20 protein-coding genes are annotated in these 22,501 nt (G+C 68.0%); 6 read left to right on the forward strand and 14 right to left on the reverse strand.

Annotation, left to right across the window (positions count from 1 at the left end):
* Positions 1 to 8: 8 nt before the first annotated feature.
* The 5 genes from rbfA to rimP form a co-directional block, all read right to left on the reverse strand.
* Entirely contained in the window at positions 9 to 434 is a 426-nt protein-coding gene (gene rbfA / locus GGR33_RS23375; RefSeq protein WP_183512130.1) for a 30S ribosome-binding factor RbfA, read from the reverse strand.
* A gap of 114 nt (positions 435 to 548) precedes the next feature.
* The gene (gene infB / locus GGR33_RS23380; protein ID WP_183512135.1) at positions 549 to 3,416 is read right to left on the reverse strand and encodes a translation initiation factor IF-2; all 2,868 of its coding nucleotides are present in this window, start codon (positions 3,414 to 3,416) and stop codon (positions 549 to 551) included.
* The gene (locus tag GGR33_RS23385) at positions 3,413 to 4,204 is read right to left on the reverse strand and encodes an RNA-binding protein (protein ID WP_183512141.1); all 792 of its coding nucleotides are present in this window, start codon (positions 4,202 to 4,204) and stop codon (positions 3,413 to 3,415) included. The genes infB and GGR33_RS23385 overlap by 4 nt, the downstream gene beginning before the upstream one ends.
* A gap of 22 nt (positions 4,205 to 4,226) precedes the next feature.
* Positions 4,227 to 5,861, reverse strand: coding sequence for a transcription termination factor NusA (gene nusA, locus GGR33_RS23390; RefSeq protein ID WP_183512147.1), 1,635 nt, complete (start codon positions 5,859 to 5,861; stop codon positions 4,227 to 4,229).
* Positions 5,862 to 5,919: 58 nt separating this feature from the next.
* Entirely contained in the window at positions 5,920 to 6,651 is a 732-nt protein-coding gene (gene rimP / locus GGR33_RS23395) for a ribosome maturation factor RimP (protein ID WP_183512152.1), read from the reverse strand.
* Between the two features lie 452 nt (positions 6,652 to 7,103).
* Here rimP and GGR33_RS23400 point away from each other — a divergent pair, with 452 nt between their 5' ends.
* The 3 genes from GGR33_RS23400 (at position 7,104) to GGR33_RS23410 (ending at position 10,208) form a co-directional block, all read left to right on the forward strand.
* On the forward strand, positions 7,104 to 7,361 hold the full coding sequence (locus GGR33_RS23400; RefSeq protein WP_183512156.1) for a hypothetical protein: 258 nt from the start codon (positions 7,104 to 7,106) through the stop codon (positions 7,359 to 7,361).
* Between the two features lie 10 nt (positions 7,362 to 7,371).
* Positions 7,372 to 7,605, forward strand: coding sequence for a hypothetical protein (locus GGR33_RS23405; RefSeq protein ID WP_183512162.1), 234 nt, complete (start codon positions 7,372 to 7,374; stop codon positions 7,603 to 7,605).
* Between the two features lie 116 nt (positions 7,606 to 7,721).
* Positions 7,722 to 10,208, forward strand: coding sequence for a PBP1A family penicillin-binding protein (locus GGR33_RS23410; RefSeq protein ID WP_183512166.1), 2,487 nt, complete (start codon positions 7,722 to 7,724; stop codon positions 10,206 to 10,208).
* 24 nt (positions 10,209 to 10,232) lie between these two features.
* On the opposite strand, the gene GGR33_RS23415 is transcribed toward GGR33_RS23410, so the two are convergent.
* The 4 genes from GGR33_RS23415 to GGR33_RS23430 form a co-directional block, all read right to left on the reverse strand.
* Entirely contained in the window at positions 10,233 to 10,637 is a 405-nt protein-coding gene (locus tag GGR33_RS23415) for a carboxymuconolactone decarboxylase family protein (RefSeq protein WP_183512171.1), read from the reverse strand.
* Between the two features lie 28 nt (positions 10,638 to 10,665).
* On the reverse strand, positions 10,666 to 10,956 hold the full coding sequence (locus GGR33_RS23420) for a DUF1330 domain-containing protein (RefSeq protein ID WP_183512177.1): 291 nt from the start codon (positions 10,954 to 10,956) through the stop codon (positions 10,666 to 10,668).
* A 167-nt stretch (positions 10,957 to 11,123) separates the two neighbouring features.
* Positions 11,124 to 11,381, reverse strand: coding sequence for a hypothetical protein (locus tag GGR33_RS23425; RefSeq protein ID WP_183512182.1), 258 nt, complete (start codon positions 11,379 to 11,381; stop codon positions 11,124 to 11,126).
* A gap of 18 nt (positions 11,382 to 11,399) precedes the next feature.
* The gene (locus GGR33_RS23430; protein ID WP_183512193.1) at positions 11,400 to 12,893 is read right to left on the reverse strand and encodes an AMP nucleosidase; all 1,494 of its coding nucleotides are present in this window, start codon (positions 12,891 to 12,893) and stop codon (positions 11,400 to 11,402) included.
* Between the two features lie 123 nt (positions 12,894 to 13,016).
* Between GGR33_RS23430 and tsaA the strand changes: the two genes are divergently transcribed.
* Entirely contained in the window at positions 13,017 to 13,517 is a 501-nt protein-coding gene (tsaA, locus tag GGR33_RS23435; RefSeq protein ID WP_183512206.1) for a tRNA (N6-threonylcarbamoyladenosine(37)-N6)-methyltransferase TrmO, read from the forward strand.
* Positions 13,518 to 13,665: 148 nt separating this feature from the next.
* Here the strand turns inward: tsaA and GGR33_RS23440 are convergent, their stop codons facing one another.
* From GGR33_RS23440 to GGR33_RS23450, 3 genes are read right to left on the reverse strand one after another with little or no spacing between them, the layout of a single operon-like run.
* Positions 13,666 to 16,758: an efflux RND transporter permease subunit gene (locus GGR33_RS23440; protein ID WP_183512218.1), complete on the reverse strand. Its 3,093-nt coding sequence runs from the start codon at positions 16,756 to 16,758 to the stop codon at positions 13,666 to 13,668.
* On the reverse strand, positions 16,755 to 17,843 hold the full coding sequence (locus tag GGR33_RS23445; protein ID WP_183512224.1) for an efflux RND transporter periplasmic adaptor subunit: 1,089 nt from the start codon (positions 17,841 to 17,843) through the stop codon (positions 16,755 to 16,757). The genes GGR33_RS23440 and GGR33_RS23445 overlap by 4 nt, the downstream gene beginning before the upstream one ends.
* Positions 17,840 to 18,976 (reverse strand): efflux RND transporter periplasmic adaptor subunit, encoded by a 1,137-nt coding sequence (locus GGR33_RS23450; protein ID WP_183512228.1) that lies wholly within the window; start codon positions 18,974 to 18,976, stop codon positions 17,840 to 17,842. Before GGR33_RS23450 ends, GGR33_RS23445 begins: the two co-directional genes overlap by 4 nt.
* 98 nt (positions 18,977 to 19,074) lie before the next feature.
* Here GGR33_RS23450 and GGR33_RS23455 point away from each other — a divergent pair, with 98 nt between their 5' ends.
* A complete protein-coding gene (locus GGR33_RS23455) occupies positions 19,075 to 19,641 on the forward strand; it encodes a TetR/AcrR family transcriptional regulator (protein ID WP_183512232.1) in 567 nt (188 codons plus the stop codon).
* 57 nt (positions 19,642 to 19,698) lie between these two features.
* Here GGR33_RS23455 and GGR33_RS23460 read toward each other — a convergent pair whose 3' ends face one another.
* Positions 19,699 to 20,595, reverse strand: coding sequence for a histone deacetylase family protein (locus tag GGR33_RS23460; protein ID WP_183512237.1), 897 nt, complete (start codon positions 20,593 to 20,595; stop codon positions 19,699 to 19,701).
* A gap of 208 nt (positions 20,596 to 20,803) precedes the next feature.
* Between GGR33_RS23460 and GGR33_RS23465 the strand changes: the two genes are divergently transcribed.
* A complete protein-coding gene (locus GGR33_RS23465) occupies positions 20,804 to 21,964 on the forward strand; it encodes a ceramide glucosyltransferase (RefSeq protein WP_183512240.1) in 1,161 nt (386 codons plus the stop codon).
* A 65-nt stretch (positions 21,965 to 22,029) separates the two neighbouring features.
* Here the strand turns inward: GGR33_RS23465 and GGR33_RS23470 are convergent, their stop codons facing one another.
* Positions 22,030 to 22,464 carry a Ros/MucR family transcriptional regulator gene (locus GGR33_RS23470; RefSeq protein WP_183512245.1) on the reverse strand — a complete coding sequence of 145 codons (435 nt, stop codon included), beginning with the start codon at positions 22,462 to 22,464 and terminating at the stop codon, positions 22,030 to 22,032.
* Positions 22,465 to 22,501: the final 37 nt, after the last annotated feature.

A 22,501-nucleotide genomic window follows, 5' to 3' on the forward strand; every position in this document is an offset into this window, starting at 1 on the left:
GCTCGGGATCAATGTCCGGATTCGGTTTCGGGTTCGTCCGGGTCCGGCCCGGAGAGATCCCGCTGGACTTTTTCGCTGCGCAGGAGCGCGTCGATCCGCGAGGCTTCGTCGAAGGTCTCGTCACGGCGGAAGCGCAGGTCCGGCGCGAATTTCAAGTTCACGCGGCGCGCCACCTCCTGGCGGAGCACCTTCTTGTTGCGCTCCAGCGCCTGGATCACCGGCGTCTCGTCCTGGCCGCCGAGCGGCATGACGTAGGCCGTCGCGATCTTGAGGTCGGGCGACATGCGGACCTCGGGCACGGTGATGACGTGCGAGTTCAGCACCGGGTCCTGGATGTCACCGCGTTGAAGCACCTCGGCGATGGCGTGGCGCACCAGCTCCGCAACGCGCTGCTGGCGCTGCGAGGGGCCGGTTTGGGAGGGTTTCTGAGCCATCGGTTGGGTTCGGCAAAACTCTGTTCGAAAACGGGAAGGCGCGGCGGACCCCGAAACGAACGGGGCCGCAGCTTGCGCCGCGGCCCCGTCCTCATCGAAGCAGACGCGTACGGGTTACAGCGTTCTGCGAATCTCTTCGACCCGATAGCACTCGATCTGATCGCCGGCGCGCATGTCCTGGAAGTTCTCGAAGGACATACCGCACTCGTAGCCCGAGCCGACTTCCTTGGCGTCGTCCTTGAGGCGCTTGAGCTGCGAGAGCTTGCCCTCGTAGATCACGACGCTGTCGCGAACCAGGCGGACATGGGCGCCGCGCTGGACTGTGCCATCGGTGACGCGGCAACCGGCGATCTTGCCGACCTTCGAAACGTCGAAGATCTGCAGGATCTGCGCCTCGCCGAGCTTCTCCTCGCGCAGCGTCGGCGGGAGCATGCCCGAAAGCGTGTCTTTGATGTCGTCCACGAGGTCGTAGATGATGCTGTAGTAGCGGATCTCGGCATCCGAGCGCTCGGCGGCCTCGCGGGCCTCCTTGTGGGCGCGCACGTTGAAGCCGATGACCACGGCCTTCGAGGCGGTAGCCAAGGTGATGTCGGATTCGGTGATGCCGCCGACACCCGAATGCAGGATACGCGCGGAAACCTCGTCGTTGCCGATCTTGCCGAGTGCCCCGACGATCGCCTCGACCGAGCCCTGCACGTCGCCCTTGATGATGACCGGCAGTTCGCGGCGGCCGATGCCTTCCTTGGCCTCGCGCATCATGTCGACGAGCGAGCGGTTGGCGCCCCCAGTGCGGGCGGTCATGCGGTCGCGCTTGATCCGGGCGCGGTACTCCGCGACCTCGCGGGCACGCGCCTCGTTCGGCACCACGACGACGCGCTCGCCGGCATCGGGCGTGCCGTTGAAGCCGAGAACCTCGACGGGAACCGACGGCCCCGCATAGGGGATGTGAGCACCCTTGTCGTCGATCAGGGCGCGCACGCGGCCCCATTCGGCGCCGGCCACGATGATGTCGCCGGTGAACAGCGTGCCGCGCTGGACGAGCACGGTGGCGACCGGGCCACGGCCGCGATCGAGCTGAGCTTCGATGACGGTGCCTTCGCCGTCGCGCTGCTCGTTGGCGCGTAGGTTCATGATCTCTGCCTGCAGCTGCAGACCTTCCAGCAGCTCGGGCAGACCATCGCCGGTCTTGGCCGAAACCTCGAATTCGAGGGTCTCACCGCCCATCGACTCGACCTGGATGTCGTGCTGCAGCAGCTCGGTACGGACCCGCTGCGGGTTCGCATCGGCCTTGTCGATCTTGTTGATCGCGATGATCAGCGGGACGCCCGCCGCCTTGGCGTGGGCGATCGCCTCGATCGTCTGGGGCATGACGCCGTCATCGGCCGCCACCACGAGCACGACGATGTCCGTCACCTTGGCGCCGCGGGCGCGCATGGAGGTGAAGGCGGCGTGGCCGGGGGTGTCGATGAACGTGATCAGGTCGCCGGACGGCGCCGCCACCTGGTAGGCGCCGATATGCTGAGTGATGCCGCCGGCTTCGGCGTCGACCACGTTCGCCTTGCGGATCGCGTCGAGCAGCGAGGTCTTGCCGTGGTCGACGTGACCCATGATCGTCACGACCGGCGGACGGGTCTCCAGATCCTCCTCGAGATCCGGCTCCTCGGAGCTGAGGCCTTCCTCGACGTCGGATTCGGCGACGCGCTTGACGGTGTGACCCATCTCCTCGGCGATGAGCTGAGCGGCATCCGAATCGATCACGTCGGTGATCTTGTGGATTTCGCCCTGCTTCATCAGCAGACGGATCACGTCCACGGCCCGCTCCGACATGCGGTTGGCGAGTTCCTGGATGGTGATCGTCTCGGGGATCGTCACCTCGCGGGCGATCTTTTCCTTCGGCTCGTCGTGCCGATGGCCGCTCATGCGCTGCTGGCGGCGACGGAACGACGCGACCGACCGCGTGCGCTCGTCCTCACCCGAGGTCGCCGTGGCGATGGTGAGACGGCCACGGTTACGGTCGCCGCCCGGCGATTTCGGGGTCTTGGGCGGCGTGATGATCTTGAGCGGCATGCCGGGACGGCGGATCACCCGCTTGGTCTCGGGCTCCTCCTCCGCCGCCGTGGCTCCCGAACGGGCCGGGCGCGTGACGGTGACGCCGTCGGGCTGGCGGGCCGTTGTCGGCGTGGCCGAACGCTCGGGCTCCGGGGCCGGGGCCGGACGGGCCATGAAGTTCAGGTCGCGCGGCTTGCGCACCTCGGCCGTGATCGTCCGGCGCGGCTCGGCGGGAGCCGCGGGCGTCACGGGAGGACGGGGCGCGACGGGCCGGGCCGTCGCGGCCGGACGGGCCGGCGCGGCCGCCGGGCGCGGAGGCGTGGCGGCGGGCGGTGCGGTGCGGGCCGGGGCCTCCTGCGGAGCCTCCGCCGGTGCACTGCGGGCAACTGCCTCGTCATCGTTACGGCGGCGCAGCTCGTCGGAGGCGCGGCGGCGATGCTCGTCGTCCTGCTTGCGGCGGTCTTCTTCCTCGCGGCGGCGGGTCTCAGCGGCCTCGCGCTCACGCTGATTGGCCTCCTCGCGGTCGCGACGGGCCTGCCTTTCGGCATCAGCCAGGGCACGCATCTCCTGCTCGCGCTTCTGCGAGTCGGCGAGGGCACGGTCGCGCGCCTCTCGCTCGGAATCGCTCAGCGTGCGCAGGACCATACCGGAGCCCGATCCGGGGCGCGCGGCAGGCGGCCGTGCGGCGGGCGCGGCCGGAGCCGGCGTGGCGGGACGGGGCGGCGGCGCGGCCGGAGCCTCGCGCGTCGGCGCAACCGGTGCGGGCGCCGCGCCGATCGTGCGGCGCTTGACCGTCTCGACCAAAACCGACTTGGAGCGGCCGTGGGAGAAGCTCTGGCGAACCGTACCCTGCTCGATCGGGCGCTTCAGCGTCAGGGGCTTTGCCGGCGCCCTGTTCTGCGTCTTGTCGCCCGGTGTCTTCGTATCGCTCATTCAGTCCCAACCCTGGGGGTTTGCATCGTCCCGTCGACCGGCAGTCCCGCGTCAACGGGCCGGTCCATCGTCTCATCGTCGTGCGGATCGGAGGCGGGTGCGCCGGCCTGAGCCGGGTGTGCCTCCGCGAACACCGTCGCCGCGCCCTCAAAAGCACGGAGCCGACGCCAACGCGCGAGACAGCCGGTCGTGCCAGCCCCCGCGACGAGCGCAGCGTGTATCACATGATCCCGACCCAAGGCCATGTCCAATTCGTCTTCGGACAAGTCGTCGATGATCGGGACTTGATAAGTGGAGTCGCCCTGTCGCCGACGCAAGGCTTGGCCGATCTTGCGTCGGCCATCCGCGGCCCCGTCCGAGGCGTGGATCACGGCGGCGACGCCGGTGCGACCACCGATCTCGGCCTCGACCTTGCCGAAGCCCATGACCACACAGCCGGATTTGTTCGCCATGGCGATGGCCTGGCGCAGGTCCGTGCGCATGCCCTCGGCGATGCGGTCGGCAGTATCGGGGGCGGCGTCGGCCCGCTCGTTCTTGAAGGCGCGGCGGAAGAGGCGGCGCTTCAATGCGGTCTCGACCGCCTCGCGCGTGCCGCTCACCCAGGCACCGCGGCCGGGGAGCCGCGCACGGAGATCGGGGACGACCTGCCCCTCGGGCGACAGCACGAAGCGGATCATCTTGCGCGGAGGCTTGGCCTCGCGCGTGACGATGCACGTGCGCTCCGCACCTTGTCGGCCCCGGCCGGGGCCCGGGTCGAGTTCAACCTCGCTGTCGATCGCCTCGATCATCGTGATCCTTGCGGGGCCCCCGTCAGGCGGCCGGCTGAGGTTCGGCGCCGTGTTCCGCGTGCTCGCCTTCGCCCTCACCCTCGCCTTCCTCGGCCTCGGGCTCCGGCAGCGCCTCGATCCAGCCGGCCTTGAGGCGCGCTGCCATGATCAGGGCCTCGGCCTCGGTACGCGACAGCTCGAAGCCGTCGAGGAAGCCGGCATGGCGCACGGCCTCCGGCCCGCGGCCTTCGGTGTAGCCGACGAGGTCGTCGGTGGCGCAGCCGGCGAGGTCTTCGACGTTCTTCACGTCGTTCTCGCCCAGCGCGACCATCATCGGGGTGGTGATGCCGTCGATCTCGCGCAACTCGTCCTCGACGCCGAGTTCGACGCGGCGGGCATCGTGCTCCGCCTCGATGCGGGCGAGGTAATCCTGGGCGCGGGCCTGGATCTCGTTGCCGGTCTCCTCGTCGAGGCCCTGGATGTTGGCGAGCTCGGACGGGTCGACATAGGCGACCTCCTCGACGTTGCGGAAGCCTTCCGCCGCAAGCAGTTGGCCGACAGTCTCGTCGACGTCGAGCGCCTCCATGAAGGCCTGCGTGCGCTCGGCAAATTCCTTCTGACGGCGCTCGGATTCCTCGGCCTCGGTCATGATGTCGATGTCCCAGCCGGTGAGCTGGGAGGCGAGGCGCACGTTCTGGCCGCGGCGGCCGATGGCGAGCGAAAGTTGGTCGTCGGGCACCACCACCTCGATACGGTCGGCCTCCTCGTCGAGCACCACCTTCACGACCTCGGCCGGCTGCAGTGCGTTGACGATGAAGGTCGCCTGATCGACCGACCACGGGATGATGTCGATTTTTTCGCCCTGGAGCTCGCCGACGACGGCCTGCACGCGCGAGCCCCGCATACCGACGCAGGCGCCGACCGGGTCGATCGAGCCATCATTCGAGATCACCGCGATCTTGGCGCGCGAGCCCGGATCACGGGCCACCGCCTTCACCTCGACGATGCCGTCGTAGATCTCCGGCACTTCCTGGCCGAAGAGCTTGGCCATGAACTGCGGGTGCGAGCGGCTGAGAAAGATCTGCGGGCCGCGCACTTCCGAGCGCACGTCGAACAGGTAGGAGCGGATGCGGTCGCCCGGCCGGAAGGTTTCGCGCGGAATCATTTCGTCGCGGCGCACGATGCCCTCGCCGCGGCCGAGATCGACTATGACGTTGCCGTACTCGACGCGCTTGACAGTGCCGTTGAGGATCTCGCCGATGCGGTCCTTGTACTCTTCGTACTGGCGGGCGCGCTCGGCGTCGCGCACCTTCTGCACGATGACCTGCTTGGCCGACTGGGCGGCGACGCGGCCGAAATCGAAGGGCGGCAGCGTGTCGGAGATGACGTCGCCGACCTGGGCGGCCGGGTTGTAGCGCTTGGCCTGGTCGACGGTCAGCTCGCGGGCATCGTTCTCGACCTCCTCGACGACCAGCAGGTGGCGCGACAGGCGCAGCGCGCCGGTCTTGGTGTCGATCTCGGCATGGACGTCGGTCTCGGCGCCGTAGCGCGAGCGAGCGGCCTTGGCGATCGCCTCCTCCATCGCCTCGATGACGATGACGCGGTCGATCACCTTCTCGCGGGCCACGGCCTCGGCGATCTGGAGGAGTTCGAGCCGGTTGGCGCTGACGACGGACATGGTGGCGGTCCTTCTCTCGGTCGTTCTCGTGTTCGCCGCGCGAGCGCGGCGGATCAGGTCAGTGGAGGCTGTCGCGGTTCTTGAGCCGCACGGCCTTGGTGATCGCAGGCTTGGCGCCATCGGGCTTCGGCTTCGGAGCCTTGACGGGCTTGGTCTTCTTCTGGCGCACGGGCTTGTGCGGGACGGTGCGGACGGGCTCCTCGGTCTCGCCGTCGAGATCCTCGTCCTCGTCGTCCAGAGGCGGCGCGCCGTCGCGTCGCAGGGATTCACGGATCAGTTCGTCGGTGAGGACGAGATGCGCCTCGGCGAGATCGCGCAGCGGCAGAGAGATCTCGCTCGGCAGTCCCGCCTTCACGTCGGGCAGATGGATCGGCACCGTGGCGCCGTCGGCGCTCGGCACGCCGATGATGCCGCGAAAGCGCTTGCGGCCGTCGAGCGGCACAGCGAGCTCGACCTTCGCCTCGTAGCCGGCCCAGCGCTCGAAATCCGAGACGCGCACCAGCGGGCGGTCGATGCCTGGCGAGGACAGTTCGAGGTAGTAGGCGCCGCCCACCGGATCGTCGAGATCGAGGAGCGGCGAGATCGCGCGGCTCACCGTCTCGCAATCGTCGACGCTCATGGTGCCGTCGGGCCGTTCGGCCATGATCTGAACGGTGCAGCCGTTCGTGGGCGAGACCTTCACCCGCACGAGCCGGAAGCCCAACCCCTCGATCGAGGCCTCGATCACGCGCGCCACCTTCGCGGCGACGCCGTGCTCGACCACCAACCGCTTCTCGGAAGCGTCCGCCATGCCCTGCCCGATAGACCCGAACTCGTGAAGAGGATTCGATCCCGGTGGCGCGTCAGGCGGCTGCGTTACGGAATAAAAAAAGAGCGGGTCCTTTGGGACCCACTCCCGTACCGCAGCCTGACACTGCAACCAGAATGTTGCGGCAGACGTAGCGCCGGACGCCTCGAATATCAAGAGATCTCGGCAGCGATGGCTGGGGCCGGGATGCACCCCACCGTCACCGGCCCGTTCGGCGCTCTTCTCTGCGCGATCGCATGGCCACGGGAGAGTTTCATCCCAGGCAGTATCGCCCAAATTATATACAAAATGCAGCCAATAAATTGGATGACTTAATCCCATTTGCAGTGTGTGTCGGCGCACATATCACCGAATAGTTCGTCATATAGAAGTAATATAGAAGTAAAAACCATAACGACGACGAGTTTTAATCCAGATTGTACGAGGAGAATTTCATGAAAGTGCAGTTGGCTGCCATGTGTGCCGTGGTTATGCTGGTCGGCATGCCGGTCCCACCAGCGATGGCATTCGGATTCAACGATTACTTCTCGCAGTCGTCTCCGCGGAAGGCCGACAGGCGGCAGTATCTCGGGGTTCACGATGGACCCAACTACGAACGCTGCCGCAGGAGTTCGGCGGCAGAGGGCAACGCCAACCAGCAGACGCGGCCGGTCAAACAATACGGCCAGACCTCCGGCGGCCCGCTCTGCTGAGACGCGCAGCATGTCGGATCATGAAATGGACGAGAGGCCCTGGAGTCCCACACACGCCCAGTGCCGTGAAATCCGGGCGGTCGCGGCAGGCAAGGCCGCGCCGCGAAACTTCAACGCCGCACGCGTGCGCGAGGAACTGTGCCGGCGGGGCATGCTCCGCCGTGAGGGCTCCGACCCCGTCCGTCATAGGCTGACGGAGCGCGGCCGGCTGGCGGCCGATATCCTGGTGGTGCCGGAAGACTAGCGGGCGTTGCGCGGCCAAGCGTAGCCTTGTGGGCCTTCGCGACCTACCATGCCATTGGACCGGCGGGGCTTCATTGGCCCAGCCGGCACTGGCTGAAGGGTCGACGTCACCGAACGATGGTTTCGCGAGATCCCCGCGACACATCCGACCGCCCTGCCCCGACCGATGGGCCGGACGGCTCACGCTCGCCTGGGCAACCCGATCCGCGTGAAGCGGCACGAGAGGCCGCGAGCGCGGCCCGCGTGCTCGTCCGCCAGCTCGGGTTGCTCGCGACTGCCGGATTGCGCGGAGCCGGCCGGAGTGGTCTCGACGCGGCGCGTGCGGCCAAGCCGTTCTTCGCACGCGTCACAAAACGCACCGGGCCAACGGCCGGCGAGGACGTCCCTGCACGATCAGCGCAGCTTCCGGATCAGCCGGCCACGCGCGGCGGCTGGCTCAGCCGGCTTCGTCGGCGACCGATCCTGGCGATCGGCCTCGCCGCGTTAGCGCTACCCGCTCTCCTTCTCGGCTTCACCGTTTTGCAGGCCTTCGCGACGCTGCCTCCCCTCGGTGGCGTGGTGCCCGAGGGCGGCCAGCGGGCGATCACGGTCGAGGCCGACGACGGCAGACCCTTCGCCACCCGCGGCGCCTATCGCGGAGAGCGGCTGACCGCCGCTGACATGCCGCCGCATCTCGCCCAGGCGATCACCGCCATCGAGGACCGGCGCTTCTACAGCCATTGGGGCATCGACCTGCGCGGCCTCGCCCGCGCCGTCTACCGCAACGTCACAGGCGGGGGCGTGCGCGAGGGCGGCTCGACCATCACGCAGCAATATGCCCGGCTCACCTCGCTCACCCAGGAGAAGACGCTCCGGCGCAAGATCCAGGAGGCGCTGCTGGCGCTGCGGCTCGAGAGCACGATGACGAAGCAGGAGATCCTGCTCGGCTATCTCAACACCGCCTATTTCGGGGCCGGCGCCTACGGGGTCGACGCGGCGGCGCGGCGCTATTTCGGGCACGGCGCCAAAGCGCTGAGCTTGAGCGAATCCGCGATGCTCGCGGGGCTCGTGCGCGCGCCCTCGCAGCTCGCCCCGACCCGAAATTTCGGCGGGGCGAAGGAGCGTGCGGACCTCGTGCTCCAGGCCATGGTCGAGACGGGCGCGATCACGCAGGCGCAATCCGACAAGACCCGCGCCGAGAAACTGACGCTGCGCACGCCGCCGGAGACGCCACCCGGCGCCAACTACTTCATCGACATGGTCGCGGGGGATGCGAAAAAACTCGCTGGCGATGCCGGCGACGTTACCCTGCGCACGACCCTGAACATCGACCTGCAGAGTGCGGCCCAGGCCGCGCTGGCGCGCAAGCTCGACGCCGAAGGCGAAAAGAAGAAGGTCGGCCAGGGCGCCCTGATCGCGATGTCGAAGGACGGCGCCATCCTCGCCATGGTGGGCGGCCGCGACTACGAGGACAGCCAGTTCAATCGGGCGATCCAGGCCAAGCGCCAGGCCGGGTCGCTGTTCAAGCTCTTCGTCTATCTCGCCGCCTATCAGCGCGGCTACACGCCCGAGACCGTACTCGTCGACCGTCCGACCCAGATCGGCGAGTGGGAGCCGCAGAATTCGAACAACCGGTTCCGGGGCGCCCTCCCCCTGCGCTCGGCCTTCGCACTGTCGGTGAACACGATCGCGGCCCAGCTCGGCGACGAGATCGGCATCGCGAGCGTGATCGAGGCGGCACGCAAACTCGGGGTCCAATCCGACCTGCCAAACGTGCCGAGCCTAGCGCTGGGCTCGGCCGACGTCTCGCTGATGGAGATGACGCGGGCCTATGCGGGCGTCCTCACCGGCGCGCCGCCCGTGGACGCCTTCGCGATCCACACCATCAAGGGTTCGGCGCCGAAGCCGCTCTACCTGCATGAAGCGAAGCCGGCCGGCGCCGCCCTCTCGCGGGACGTGCAGTCGATGATGCTCGACTCGATGGAGGCCGTGGTCGAGGGTGGCACCGGCAAGGCGGCCCGCCTGCCGGGGACGCCGATCGGCGGCAAGACCGGCACCAGCCAGGATTATCGCGATGCCTGGTTCGTCGGCGTCACCTCCGACATGGTCGTCGGCGTCTGGGTCGGCAACGACGACAACGCACCGATGAAGGGCGTCACCGGCGGCGACATTCCAGCCCGCGTCTTCCACGATTTCGTGCAGCGCGCGCAGGTGATCCTGAAGGGCAAAAAGCGCCCTGCTCCATCGGCCGCCAAAGCCGAACGCGCCCCGGCGGGCGAGATCTCGACGAGCCCAGTCTCCTCGGATCTGCGCGGCGTGCCGGAGGTCATCGATACCGGGACTCTCGCCATCCGCGGGCGCACGGTGAAGCTCGCTGGAATCGTCGGCGAGCGCGGCGCCCTCGCGCAGCAACTCGCGCGCTATCTTCGCCGCCGCGAGGTTGCCTGCGCGCCCGAAGGCGCCAGCGGCGCCATGCGCTGCCGCCTCGACGGCGATGACCTCGCCTCGCTGATCCTCACCGCAGGGGGCGCCAAGGCGACCGAGGATGCGCCGCAGGACCTGTTGGAGGCCGAGGATCAGGCGCGCTCGGAGCGGGCCGGTTTGTGGGGGCGCGAGCGGTACTGATCGCTGGCGTGCCCTTGTGGACGCTCAGGCCTGAAACTCGGGATCGACCGGGATCTGCATGGTGGTGACGAGAGCGTTGGTCTCGCAGGCCATGCCGATCACCGCCAGCAATTCGCCATGCTGGGCCTCCGTCATACCCTTGCCGCGCGCAGCCGCCGTATGGGAGTGGATGCAGTAGCTGCAGCCATTGGCAACCGAGACGGCGATGTAGATCAGCTCCTTCGTCAGCGGGTCGAGGGCGCCGTCGGCGGCCATGATTTCTTTGAGACTCGCCCAGGTCCGCTCCAGCGCGGTTGGCTGGTTGGCCAGGCCGCGCCAGAAATTGTTGATGAAGTCGGAGCGCCGCGTCGCCCGGATGTCGTCGAAGACGGCCTTCACCCGCGGCACGGCGTCGGCCTCGGCGTCGGTCCACAGCTTTACGGTCGTCACGTCGGCTCTCTCCCGTCACGCATGGCGTTCAGACGCCCTCGACGATGCGGATCTCGCGCTCGGCGCCATCGGCCAGCGCAGCCAGGGCCTTCTGATAGGCCGGGCTGTCATGCGCGGCGCGGGCCTGATCGACGCTGTCGAACTCGATGAGCACCGTGCGCATCGAAAGGCCCGCCTCGTAGACCTGCGCCGGCACGCCGCGCGCCAGGATACGGCCTCCGGCGGCCGCGATGGCCGGGCCGCTGAGCTGGGCATAGGCCGCGAGCGCATCGGGATTGCTGATCGCGCGATAGGTGGCGACCCAGTAAGCTTTGGCCATCGTGAACATCTCCTCGGGGACGCGTCGCGCGCATCCGGTCGTCTGGGCGGGCTCGCTTCGGCCCGTTCGGCTTCTAGCGCATGCATGGCGCGAAAAACGGTGACCACCTTCGCGTCGCCAGGATTCCGCAACTCTCGATATTCAGGCAGCGAGAAAGGGCGGCCGCGTCATTCGCTCCCGGATCGATGATTGTCGGCTCTCCGGGTCCGCGTGGCCATCGTCCAAGCCAGGCCGAGGGTAACGAGACCCAGCGGCACCAGCAGAACGAGTTCCAAGACTGGCTGATCCCGCTTGAACGCGCTCTCGACGCCCATGCCCGTGAAGAGCAGGACGCCCAAGACCACGACGCAAACCAATCCGCGCCAGTTGACGATGGCAAAGCGGCCGAGGCCGCGCTCTTCGAACCAGGCGTCCTCGTCGCGCATCGGGTCAACCGTCTCCCACTAACGGAACGGCGGCTCGTCGAAGCTCCTGAGCTTGCGCGAATGCAGCCCGTGGCGGTCGGCGCGCAGCGCATCGAGGGTGGCGAGGCCGATGAGAAGGTGCTCGTTCACCGCGCGCTCGTAGAAGGCGTTGGCTGCCCCGGGCAGTTTGATCTCGCCATGCAGCGGCTTGTCGGAGACGCACAGCAAGGTGCCGTAGGGGACGCGCAGGCGGTAGCCTTGCGCGGCGATGGTGCCGCTCTCCATGTCCACCGCGATGCAGCGGCCGAGATTGATCCGGCGGCGCTCCTGGGTGAAGCGCAGCTCCCAATTGCGGTCGTCGTAGGTCACGACCGTGCCGGTACGAAGCCGCCGCTTCAGGGCCTCGTCGCGCTCGCCGGTGACCGCTGCGGCGGCGTTCTGCAGAGCGATTTGGACCTCGGCCAACGCCGGCACCGGCACTTCCGGCGGCACGAGGTCGTCGAGGATGCGGTCGAGCCGCAGGTAGCCGTGCGCGAGCACGTAGTCGCCAATCGTCTGCGACTGCCGCAATCCGCCGCAATGGCCGACCATCAGCCAGCAATGCGGACGCAGAACCGCGAGATGATCGGTGATGGTCTTCGCGTTGGAGGGGCCGACGCCGATATTGACCAGCGTCGTGCCCTGCGGGCTGCCATCCTCGCCGTGGGCGACGAGGTGATAGGCGGGCATCTGGAAGCGGTGCCAGGGCGAGGCCGCGACCAGGGCCTCGGCACTCGCCGAGGCGGCTTCCGAGCGGCTCACGCTGACGCCGCCCGGCAGCACTAGGCGCTCGAACGGGCTGTCCGACGCCTTCAGGCGGTCGAGCCCGTGCTGAACGAAGCGGTCGACGTAGCGGTGATAGTTGGTCAGCAGGATCCAGGGCTGGATCTCGCGCCAGTCCGAGCCGGTGTAGTGGACGAGGCGGCGGAGCGAGTAGTCGGTGCGCACGCCGTCGAACAGGGCGAGCGGGCGCGGCTCGTCCGGATGCTCCTGCCAGAGCCCGTCCGCGATTTCGTCGCCGACCACCGAGAGCAGCGGCGTCGGGAAATAGGTGGCGAGCTGGCTCGCGGTCACGCCGTTGCGGGTCAGGTCGGCACCCGGCTCGACGATGTAGGAATACGGGATTTCCTGCCCGCTCAGGCCCACCTCGAGGGTCGCGCCGTAGTCACGCACGAGGTGGCGCAACTGCTCCAGCAGGTAGGGACGGAAATGGCCGGGATGGCTCAGCGTCGTCCCGTAGGTGCCCGGCGCCTGGAATTTTGCCGTCGCCCGGCTGATCCGGGGCATCGGGCCACTCGGATGGTAGGTCGCGCGCAGCTCGGGGTAGCGGAATTGCAGACGTTCGGTGGCGTCGGGCGGTATGCCCTCGTCGAGGAAACGCGTCAGGGCAGACCGCAGCGCCTGGGTCGCGCCATCGTAGAGCGCCGCGAGCCGGTCGACGGCGGTCTCCGGATCGGAGACGACTTCCATCGGGCGTAGCTCTTCGCTGTCCATTCCGCCTCCCGCGAGTCTCGCTTCGGGCTGTACACCCAGGGTGCGAGGAAGGCGACCGCGCGGCCCTTGCCGGCGAGCGCTTGCTCGGCGCAGATCGATGCGCGAGGCAGAGGGCGGCAGCGAATGAGCGACGAGTTCGGGCGGCGCGAGGGCGAGGAGAGCGTCGTCCTGCCGGAGACTTTCGATGCCGGCCTCCACTTCATCGGGCGCATCCGCACGCCCTGGACCCGGCGGAGCGAGTGCCCGAAGAACGGAACGCAGACCGATGCGGTCTGCACGCTGGAGGTCGATCCGCTCTACGCGCCGGCCCTGCAGAACGTTGGTGGGGCGAGCCATCTCATCGTGCTCTACTGGATGGACAGGGCGGTGCGCGACCTCGTGCGCCAGCAGCCGCGCCATGCCGATGGCAGCCGCGGCACCTTCTCGCTGCGCTCTCCTGCCCGGCCGAACCCGATCGCGGTGGCGGTGGTGGAGCGGCTCGGAATCGAAGGCGGAAGCGTATTGGTGCGCGGTCTCGATTGTCTCGACGGCACGCCGCTGCTGGACATCAAGCCGTATTACGCCTCGACGGATGCACGGCCGGAGGCGACGGTGATGCGGTCTGGGCGTGACGGCGGCTCGTGAGCTCAGCCCAATCCAGCGTCCGTCATCCCGGGGCCGCCAAGCGGAATCCAGAATCCACGACTGGCCTCGGTGCTTTGCCAAACCGTTGCATCACGGGTGGATTCCGGGTTCTCGCCTTTGGCGAGCCCCGGAATGACGGTGTGGTGGGTCAGGCCGCTGACGCCTTCGCCGGCGGCTTGATCCGGTACCAGCCGACATAGAGGGCCGGCAGGAAGAGCAGCGTCAGAAGCGTCGCGGCCAAAATGCCGCCGATCATCGCGTAGGCCATAGGCCCCCAGAAAACCTCCCGGGCGATGGGGATCAGGCCGAGGCTCGCCGCCGCTGCCGTGAGCAGGATCGGACGCATGCGGTGGCGCGTCGCCTCGATCACCGCATCCCAGGGCTCGTGGCCCTCGGCCTCCGATTCCTCGATCTGACTGACCAGGATCAGCGCGTTGCGGATGATGATGCCGATCAGCGCCAGGATGCCGAGGATGGCCACGAAGCCCATCGGCTTGTTGAAGATCAGCAGCGCCGGCACCACGCCGATCAATCCCAAGGGCGCGACTGAGAATACCAAAAAGAGCTTCTGGAAGCTCTGGAGCTGGATCATCAGCAGCGTGGCCATGGCGAGCAGCATCACCGGCACCACGGCGGCGATCGGGCCCTGGCCCTTGCCGGCCTCCTCGACGGCGCCGCCCGTGGCCAGCGTGTAGCCCTCGGGCAGCGCCTTGATGAAGGCGTCGATTCCCGGCTGCAGCGCGGCGACGATCGTCGGCGGCTGGGTGTCGTCCTTGATCGTGGCGCGCACGGTGATCGTCGGCACGCGGTCGCGGCGCCAGACGATCGGCTGTTCCAGGTCGTAGTCGATCTTGGCGAAGGCAAGGACCGGCACGACGGAGCCATTGGACAGCGCCACCTGCAGGCTCTGCAAGGTTTCGAGCGACGTGCGCTCGATGGTCTGCGCGCGGCCGACCACGTTCACGAGGTAGATCGAGTCGCGGACCTGCGTGATCGCCTGGCCGCCGACGACGCCGTTGAGAATGCCGGCGATGTCCTGGCTGGTCACCCCGAGCTGACGCGCCTTGTCCTGCAGGATCTCGACGCGCAGCACCTTGCCGGGCTCGTTCCAGTCGAGGGTCGGGTAGGCGACGCGCTTGTCGGTCGCCACCACGTCGGCGAGCTTGAGCGCGAGGCGGCGCACTTCCTGCACGTCGGGGCCGCTGAGCCGATACTGGATCGGGCGGCCCACTGGCGGCCCGAGGTTCAGCGGCTGCACCAGCACGTCGATGCCGACGAAGTCGCGCCGGCCGATCTCCTGGAGCCGCGCGATGACCTTGTCGCGAACTTCGAGCGACTTCGTCACGATGACGGCCTGTCCGTAGAAGGCATTGGCGAGCTGCTGGTCGAGGGGAAGGTAGAAGCGGACCGCACCCTGTCCGACATAGGAACTCCAGCGGACGATGTCGGGATCGTTCTTCAGCCCGGCCTCAAACCTGTCCATCTGCGCCTTGGTCTCGGCGATGGTGGCATTCTGCGGCAGCGTCAGGTCGACGAGCACCTCGGTGCGGTCCGAGGACGGGAAAAACTGCTGCTGGACATGGCTCATGCCGAAGACGGCGGCGCCCATCAGCGCGATGCAGATGATCACCGTGATCCAGCGCAGGCGCATCGCCACCTTGAGCACGGCGAGGAAGACGCGCGTGAACAGCCCGCGCTTCTCCTCGTGATGCTTCATCTTTTTTGGGAGCAACGTCACGCCGAGCAGCGGCGCGAACAGCACCGCGACGACCCATGAGATCGCTAGCGAAGCCGCGATCACCACGAAGAGCGAATAGGTGTATTCGCCGGCCGACGAGCCGTTGAAGCCGATCGGCAGGAAGCCGGCCACCGTGACCAGCGTGCCAGTGAGCATCGGGAAGGCGGTGGAGGTGTACGCGAAGGTCGCCGCCTTCTTGAGATTGTCGCCGACTTCGAGCCGCGCGACCATCATCTCCACGGTGATCATCGCGTCGTCGACGAGAAGACCGAGCGCGATGATGAGCGCGCCGAGCGAGATGCGCTGCAGCGTCACGCCCATCACCTGCATCACCACGAAGACGATGGCGAGCACGAGCGGGATCGACACGGCGACGACGAAGCCGGCGCGCAGGCCGAGGCTCACGAAGCTCACGAGCAGCACGATCACCACGGCCTCGACGAGGGCCTGGGTGAAGCCGCCCACCGCCTCCTCGACGATCTTGGGCTGGTCCGACACGAGATGCACGCCGACACCGATCGGCAGCTTCGCCTCGACCTTGCGCATGCGCTCCTTCAGGTTCTCGCCGAACTTCAGCAGGTTGGCGTTGGGCCGCATGGCGATGGCCAGCCCGATGGCCGGCTTACCGTTCACCCGGAACATCGCGGCCGGCGGGTCCTCGTAGCCGCGATGGATCTCGGCGACGTCGGCGAGGCGGAAGAAGCGGTCGTTGAAGCGCAGGTTGACGTTCTTGACCGACTCTTCCGAGGCGAACTGGCCACTGACGCGGAGCGAGACCCGCTCCGGCCCGGCCTGGACCACACCCGACGCGGCCACCGCGTTCTGCGATTGCAGCGCCTTGATCAGCGCCTGGATGTCGATGCCGAAGCCGGCGAGCTTGCGAGTCGAGAAGTCGAGATAGACGGTCTCGCCCTGCGTCCCCATCAGCAGGGTCTTGCCGATATCAGGCACCTTGAGGATCTCGGTGCGCACGCCCTCGACGTAGTCGCGCAGCTGCCGGTGGGTCAGCCCGTCGGCGGTGAAGGCGTAAACGTTGCCGTACACATCGCCGAATTCGTCGTTGTAGGACGGCCCCTGCACGCCCTCCGGGAAGGTGTACTGGATGTCCCCGAGGCGCTTGCGGACCTGGTAGAAGGCCGGCTGGATCTCGTCCTTGCGCGTGGTGTCCTTGAACTGCACGAACACCGTGGCCTGGCCCGGCGTCGTGTAGCTGCGGACGTAGTCGAGCACACTGATCTGCTGAAGCTCTTTCTCGATCCGGTCAGTGACCTGATCGAGGGTGTCCTTGATGGTGGCGCCCGGCCATTTCGCCTGGACGACCATGGTCTTGATCGCGAAGGGCGGATCCTCCTCGCGGCCGAGGCGCGAATAGGACATCACGCCCGCCAGCATGCAGCCCAGCATCAGGAACCACACGAGCGAGCGGTGCCGCAAAGCCCAGTCGGACAGGTTGAACCCGGTTTCGGAGTGGCGCTCCGGCGAGTCGGTCTTCTGATCGGTCACGGCGTGATGTCTTCGATGCGGACGGTCTGGCCGTCTTTCAGCGAATGGATACCGGCGACCACGACGCGCTCGCCGTCCTTGACGCCGCCGCGCAAGCTGACGCGTTCGGCGCCCTTGGTGGCGACGGTGACCTCCCGGCGCTCGACATGGGTCAGGCCGTCCTTGTCGACGGGCGGCGCGATCCAGACGGTGGTCTTGCCGTCCGCGTCCAGCAGGGCAGTGGCTGGCAGGAGCACGTAGGGATCGACCTTCCGGGTGAGCCCGACCGTGATGGTCGCGCCGAGGCGGAAGGCCGAGGGCGGGTCGATCAGCGTCAGCTTGATGCGGCGGGTCCGGGTGCTCTGGTCGGCGAAGGGTGCGATCTCGCGCACGGTGCCGACGGTGGTGATCTCGGGCGCGCTCTGCAGCGAGATGGTGAAACGGCCCTCGCGTGGCATGGTGCCGACGAGATCCTCGGGGATGTCGACCACCGCCTCGCGGACCTCGGGACGAGCCACTGTCACCACCGCCTGCCCGGCGCTGAGCACCTGCCCAACCTCGGCGAGGCGTTGGGTGACGACGCCATCGAAATCGGCGTGGAGTTCGGTGTAGCCCATCTGGTCGCGCGCGCGCTGCAGGCTCGACATCGCCTGGGCGAGACGGGCCTGGGTCGTGTCGCGACTCGCGACCGACGAATCGAGCTGGGCCTGGGTGACGTTTCCGCCCTCCATCAGCTTGCGCGAGCGGGCCTCGGTGGCGGCGGCATTCTCGGCCTGAGCCTTGGCGTCGGCGACGTCGGCCTCTGCGCGGGTCAGGGCGAAGCGGGTTACGACCGGGTCGAGGGCGGCGAGGCGCTGGCCCTTCTTCACGGTGTCGCCGACCGTCACGTCGCGGGCCGCGACACGACCGCCGATCTGGAAGCCGAGTTGCGACTGGTAGCGCGGCTCGACGGTGCCGGCGAAGGGGCCGAACAGGTCGGTCTCGACGCGCTTGGCCACCGTGACTAGCACCGGGCGGATCGGCGCAGGCTCGTGGCCCTCCTCGGCGGAGGGCGAGCAGCCCGCGACGAGCAGGCCAACGAGGGACAGGGCAAGGAGCCGCGTCATTTCGCGATCCCTTCCGCCTTGGCATCCGCCACGGCGACGTTCTGGCCTGGACGCAGGAATTGGATGCCGGCGGTGACGACGGATTCGCCGGGCTCGACGCCCGACGCGAGGGCAATCGTGTCGAAGGCATACCGATCGATGCCGACGATGCGCGGCGCGACGGTGCCCTTCTGCCGGTCGTAGATCCACACGGCGGGCTTGCCCTCCCAGCGGTACAGCGCCGACCAGGGCAGCACCACGGCCTCGCGTGCCTTGAAGTGTCCCCTGCCGATCACGACGGCGCCGAGGGTCATGGCCGGGGGCGTCTCCGCGAGGCCGATCTTCACCCGGACCGTGCCGGAGGCTTGATCGACGGAGGGCGAGATCTCGCGAACCGTACCCGTCGTGGTGACCCGCGGATCGGCCTGGAGCGCGATCGCCACGCTCTTGCTCGCGGGTGGGTTGGCCGGCAGCGCCTCGTAGACGTTAAAGACGGCATCGCGTGGGCCGTCCTGGGCGAGAACCAGCACGGTCTGGCCGGCTTGGACGACCTGCCCCGTCTCGAACGAGCGGCTCAAGACGATGCCGGCGACGCCCGCGCGCAGATCCGTATAGGAGAATTGCTCCTGCGCGGTTCCGAGCTGCGCCTTGGCCGATTCGACGCTCGCCTGGGTCGTGCGCAACTGCTGCTCGGCCTGATCGTAGCTCGGCCGCGTGGTGTAGCCGCCAGACAGCAACTGCTCCTGCCGCCTGAAGGCGACCTTGGCCTGAGTAAGCAGGGCCTCCGCCGAGACGAGCGCCGCCTTGGCGTTGTCGAGATTGGCCTGCTGCTCCTGCGGATCGAGGGTCGCCAGCACCTGATCCGCTTCGACATGGTCGCCGACCTCGACGAGGCGCCGGGCGATCTTACCGTTGGTGCGAAAGGCGACGTTGGTCTGGGCCTGCGCCTGGATGTCGCCCGTGAAGATCACGTCGGCGGCCACCGAGGAGCGCTTTGCCTCCACCGTCCTCACGAGGACGACGGAGGTGTTGTTCGGGTCGTGGTCCGGATCGGTCTCTGCCGCCCAGGCCCGTGAGACTAAGACAGCGAGCAGTGCAACCGCCACGAGGGCAGCGCGGTTTCCGTACGGGCGGGTCGAGGGGCACGAAGGCATGGGACGGGGTCCGCGGCTTTCGAATCCAAGCATCTATCGCCGGACAGCCATATCCGGTAGTTTACCAACCGTCCAGACGGTTTTTAAGAGGCGGGCGAATGGAGCCGAGGACGCGGAGCCGGCGCGAGGACCGGCCCGAGATCATTCTCGATGCGGCCGAGAGCGTGATGCGCCGTCACGGTGCTCGGGCCTTGACCATCGACGCAGTCGCGGTCGAGGCGTCCCTAAGCAAAGGCGGCGTCCTGCATCACTACGCCTCCAAGGACGCGCTGATCTGCGCGCTGGCGAAGCGAAAGCTGCAGCGCCTGCGCGACGGAATCGCCGCTCATGAGGCCAGCCAGGATCCGCCTTCGGCCTCGCCGGCGCGGGCCATGATCGCCAATGCCCGCGACACCTATTGCGAGGAGGACGGCTTTCCTCGCGCACTCCTCGTCGCCTCTGCGGAGACGCCGGACGCCCTCGCGGATTTCCGCACCTTCGTCGCCGAACGTCTCGATCAGATGGCGCGTATCGAGGGCAAGCCCGGCGCCGGCGCGGTTCTGGTCTTCGCCCTGATCGGGCTGGCGGTCGGGCGGACGCTGGGCTTCCACGACCTGACGGGCGAGCAGGCCGACCGGGTGTTCGATGCGCTCGATGAGGTGGCGCGGGAATTGGGGAAGACCTGACGTTCTCGGACGTCATTCCGGGGCTCGCCGCAGGCGAGAGCCTGGAATGAGGTGAGATCATCCCCAAGCCGCCATTGCCTCGAACACCAGCGCGTGCCGTGCCGCCAGCGCATCGATGTCGGTGTCGTAGCCGCCGCCGATCACGGTGACGAGTGGGATGCCGCGGCTCTTCGCCTGCGCGATCACGAAACGGTCCCGTGCCAGGAGGCCCTCGTCGGTGAGCTCAAGGCGTCCGAGCCGGTCGTCGCGATGCGGGTCGACCCCGGCGTTGTAGAAGACTAGATCGGGTGAGAACGCCGCGATCAGCGACGGCAGCCGGGCCTCCAGCACGGCGAGATAGCCGGCATCGTCGAGGCCGTCCGGTAGACCGATGTCGAGGTCGCCCGGCACCTTCGGGTTCGGGTAGTTGTTCTCGGCGTGTATCGAGAGCGTGAACAGGTCCGGCTCGCCTGAGAGGCAATCGGCGGTGCCGTCGCCCTGGTGGACGTCGCAATCGACGATCATCGCGCGCTGCACCACGCCCTCACGCTTCAGGGCGAGGGCCGCGATGGCGACGTCGTTGAAGACGCAGAAGCCCCGTCCTCCATCCCGGCGCGCATGGTGGCTGCCGCCGGCCGCGCTGCCGGCCAGTCCGTGCCTCAGCGCGAGCCGTGCCGCGGCGAGCGTCCCGCCGGATGAGGCGCGCGAGCGGGCGACGACGCCCTCGTCGCATCGGAAACCGATGGTGCGCTCGACCTCGGGCGACAGGGTCTGTGAGAGAACGGCGTCGACATAGGCGCGGTCATGCGCGAGCGCTAGCAATTCCGGGCTGGCTGGTACCGGCCGCGTGAAGCCGTCCGGCACGAGGCCGCGCTCCGTCAGGATCTCGGCGAGTCGCCCGAACTTGCGCATCGGGAAGCGGTGGCCCTCAGGAAGGCTCGCCTCGTAGGCGGGATGGAACAGGATCGGCACCATGCGGGCCTTAGATGGTGCGCGTTTCGGGAAGGCTAAGGTCCCTCGATCTCTCGACCCACTTGCCGGACGCCTTCCGCTTCGCTCCGGGCGTCCGGCAAATGACTGCGCGTGCGGATGCTGCGGCCAAGCTTTGTCACACGGCTGAAATCGGCCGCCAGCTAAGGGCATTCGATGCGCTGGTGGGAACGGCGCGGCGGAGTGATCACGGATGTTCGACGACATCGGGAGCGCAACCGTGATCGCCCTGTCGGTCTGTGGCGTCCTGACCCTGATCCATCTTGCGAGCATCGCCCTGGCTGCCAGCCGCCTCGGCCGTAGCCGGGCCGGTTCGGCCTTCCCCGCCGGTGCGCCGATCTCGCTGGTGCGCCCGGTCTGCGGGCTCGAGACCTTCAGCGAGGAGACCCTCGCCCGCGGTTTCGCCCTCGACTACCCGAATTACGAGATCATCTTCTGCGTCGCGGACGGCAACGACCCGGTGCTGCCACTGGTGCGCCGCGTGATGGCCGCCCATCCCGCCGTGCCGTCGCGGCTGATCGTCGGCGACGTGCGGGTCAGCGACAATCCGAAGCTCAACAACTGCGTGCGCGGCTGGGATGAGGCGCGGCACGACTGGGTAGTGCTCGCCGATTCCAACGTGCTGATGCCGATAGACTACCTGCAGCAGCTCCAATCGGCCTGGCGCGAGGATACCGGCCTCGTCTGCTCGACGCCGATCGGTTCTCGGCCGGCCGGGTTCTTCGCCGAGGTCGAGTGCGCCTTCCTCAACACCCTGCAGGCGCGCTGGCAGTATTCCGGCGCGGCCCTCGGTTTCGGCTTCGCGCAAGGCAAGAGCATGCTCTGGCACAAGCCCTTCCTCGAAGCACGCGGCGGCATCCGGGCACTCGGCGCCGAGATCGCCGAGGATGCGGCGGCGACGAAGCTGGTGCGCGCAGCCAGCCGGAAGGTGCATCTCGTCGCGTCCCCGTTCAGCCAGCCCCTGGGGCGCCGCAAGCTCTCCGAAGTGTGGTCGCGTCAGCTGCGTTGGGCGCGGCTGCGCCGCATCACCTTCCCGCTTTTCTTCGCTCCCGAGATCGGCATCGGCGCGCTCGGCCCCTTCGTGCTGGCGGGCTGCCTCGCCGGGACGCAGGAGGCCGCCGCCGGCCTCGGCCTCATGGCCGTGCTCTGGTACGGCGCCGAGTTCGCCCTGGCGCGCCATGCCGGCTGGTACCGCCCGGCTCGGCTCCTCTCCGCGATGATCGTGCGCGACGCGATGCTGCCGGCGATCTGGGCCGGCGCCTGGTTCCGCAGCGCCATCGTCTGGCGCGGCAACGCGATGGACATCCGCACCAAGACGCCGCTGCGCCTCAGAGCGCGCGCGACGGCGGCCTGAGCCGAGATCGCTGCACAACGGCTCTTTCGTGACGATCCTGGCACTCGGCGGCCGAGCCGCGGCCTTCAGCCCTTATTGCGCAGGCCGAAGCCGCGCTGCTTGGCCATCTCGGATCGCTTGGCCGAGTAGGTCGATGCGACCATCGGGTAGTTCGATGGCAGACCGAAGCGTGCGCGATAGCCCTCGAAATCGAGCCCATGGGTCGAGAGATGCCGCTTGAGCGTCTTGTAGGACTTTCCGTCGATGAAGGAGATTAGCGCGTCGGGCGTGATCGAGCGCTTGATCTGGCCCGGCGTCGGCATGTCCTCAGGGTCGTCCGGTGTCTCTCCGGTGGCCGAAAGGGTCGAGAGCGCGGCATGCACTCGTGAGATCAGGTTCGGCAATTCGTCGGAGGGCAAGGAGTTGTTGGCGACGTACATCGCAACAATGTCGGCGGCCAATCGTATCGGCCGCGAGGTTTGGAGCGTCGGCTCCGTGACGGCGTCGTCCGGTTCGCTCATTCAATAGACCTTGATCGGTACGGTGTCTGACCTTTGT

Source organism: Methylobacterium brachythecii, from assembly GCF_014196345.1.
GTDB classification, from domain to species: Bacteria; Pseudomonadota; Alphaproteobacteria; order Rhizobiales; family Beijerinckiaceae; genus Methylobacterium; species Methylobacterium brachythecii.

Bases quoted from the DNA above. Each gene is read 5' to 3' on its own strand.
- GGR33_RS23460 (WP_183512237.1), bottom strand. From the start codon at position 20,595: ATGGTGCCGATCCTGTTCCATCCCGCCTACGAGGCGAGCCTTCCTGAG.
- GGR33_RS23450 (WP_183512228.1), bottom strand. From the start codon at position 18,976: ATGCCTTCGTGCCCCTCGACCCGCCCGTACGGAAACCGCGCTGCCCTC.
- GGR33_RS23465 (WP_183512240.1), top strand. From the start codon at position 20,804: ATGTTCGACGACATCGGGAGCGCAACCGTGATCGCCCTGTCGGTCTGT.
- GGR33_RS23400 (WP_183512156.1), top strand. From the start codon at position 7,104: ATGAAAGTGCAGTTGGCTGCCATGTGTGCCGTGGTTATGCTGGTCGGC.
- GGR33_RS23430 (WP_183512193.1), bottom strand. From the start codon at position 12,893: ATGGACAGCGAAGAGCTACGCCCGATGGAAGTCGTCTCCGATCCGGAG.
- tsaA (WP_183512206.1), top strand. From the start codon at position 13,017: ATGAGCGACGAGTTCGGGCGGCGCGAGGGCGAGGAGAGCGTCGTCCTG.
- nusA (WP_183512147.1), bottom strand. From the start codon at position 5,861: ATGTCCGTCGTCAGCGCCAACCGGCTCGAACTCCTCCAGATCGCCGAG.
- infB (WP_183512135.1), bottom strand. From the start codon at position 3,416: ATGAGCGATACGAAGACACCGGGCGACAAGACGCAGAACAGGGCGCCG.
- GGR33_RS23470 (WP_183512245.1), bottom strand. From the start codon at position 22,464: ATGAGCGAACCGGACGACGCCGTCACGGAGCCGACGCTCCAAACCTCG.
- GGR33_RS23405 (WP_183512162.1), top strand. From the start codon at position 7,372: ATGTCGGATCATGAAATGGACGAGAGGCCCTGGAGTCCCACACACGCC.
- GGR33_RS23425 (WP_183512182.1), bottom strand. From the start codon at position 11,381: ATGCGCGACGAGGACGCCTGGTTCGAAGAGCGCGGCCTCGGCCGCTTT.
- GGR33_RS23420 (WP_183512177.1), bottom strand. From the start codon at position 10,956: ATGGCCAAAGCTTACTGGGTCGCCACCTATCGCGCGATCAGCAATCCC.
- GGR33_RS23410 (WP_183512166.1), top strand. From the start codon at position 7,722: ATGGTTTCGCGAGATCCCCGCGACACATCCGACCGCCCTGCCCCGACC.
- rimP (WP_183512152.1), bottom strand. From the start codon at position 6,651: ATGGCGGACGCTTCCGAGAAGCGGTTGGTGGTCGAGCACGGCGTCGCC.
- GGR33_RS23385 (WP_183512141.1), bottom strand. From the start codon at position 4,204: ATGATCGAGGCGATCGACAGCGAGGTTGAACTCGACCCGGGCCCCGGC.
- GGR33_RS23445 (WP_183512224.1), bottom strand. From the start codon at position 17,843: ATGACGCGGCTCCTTGCCCTGTCCCTCGTTGGCCTGCTCGTCGCGGGC.
- GGR33_RS23455 (WP_183512232.1), top strand. From the start codon at position 19,075: ATGGAGCCGAGGACGCGGAGCCGGCGCGAGGACCGGCCCGAGATCATT.
- rbfA (WP_183512130.1), bottom strand. From the start codon at position 434: ATGGCTCAGAAACCCTCCCAAACCGGCCCCTCGCAGCGCCAGCAGCGC.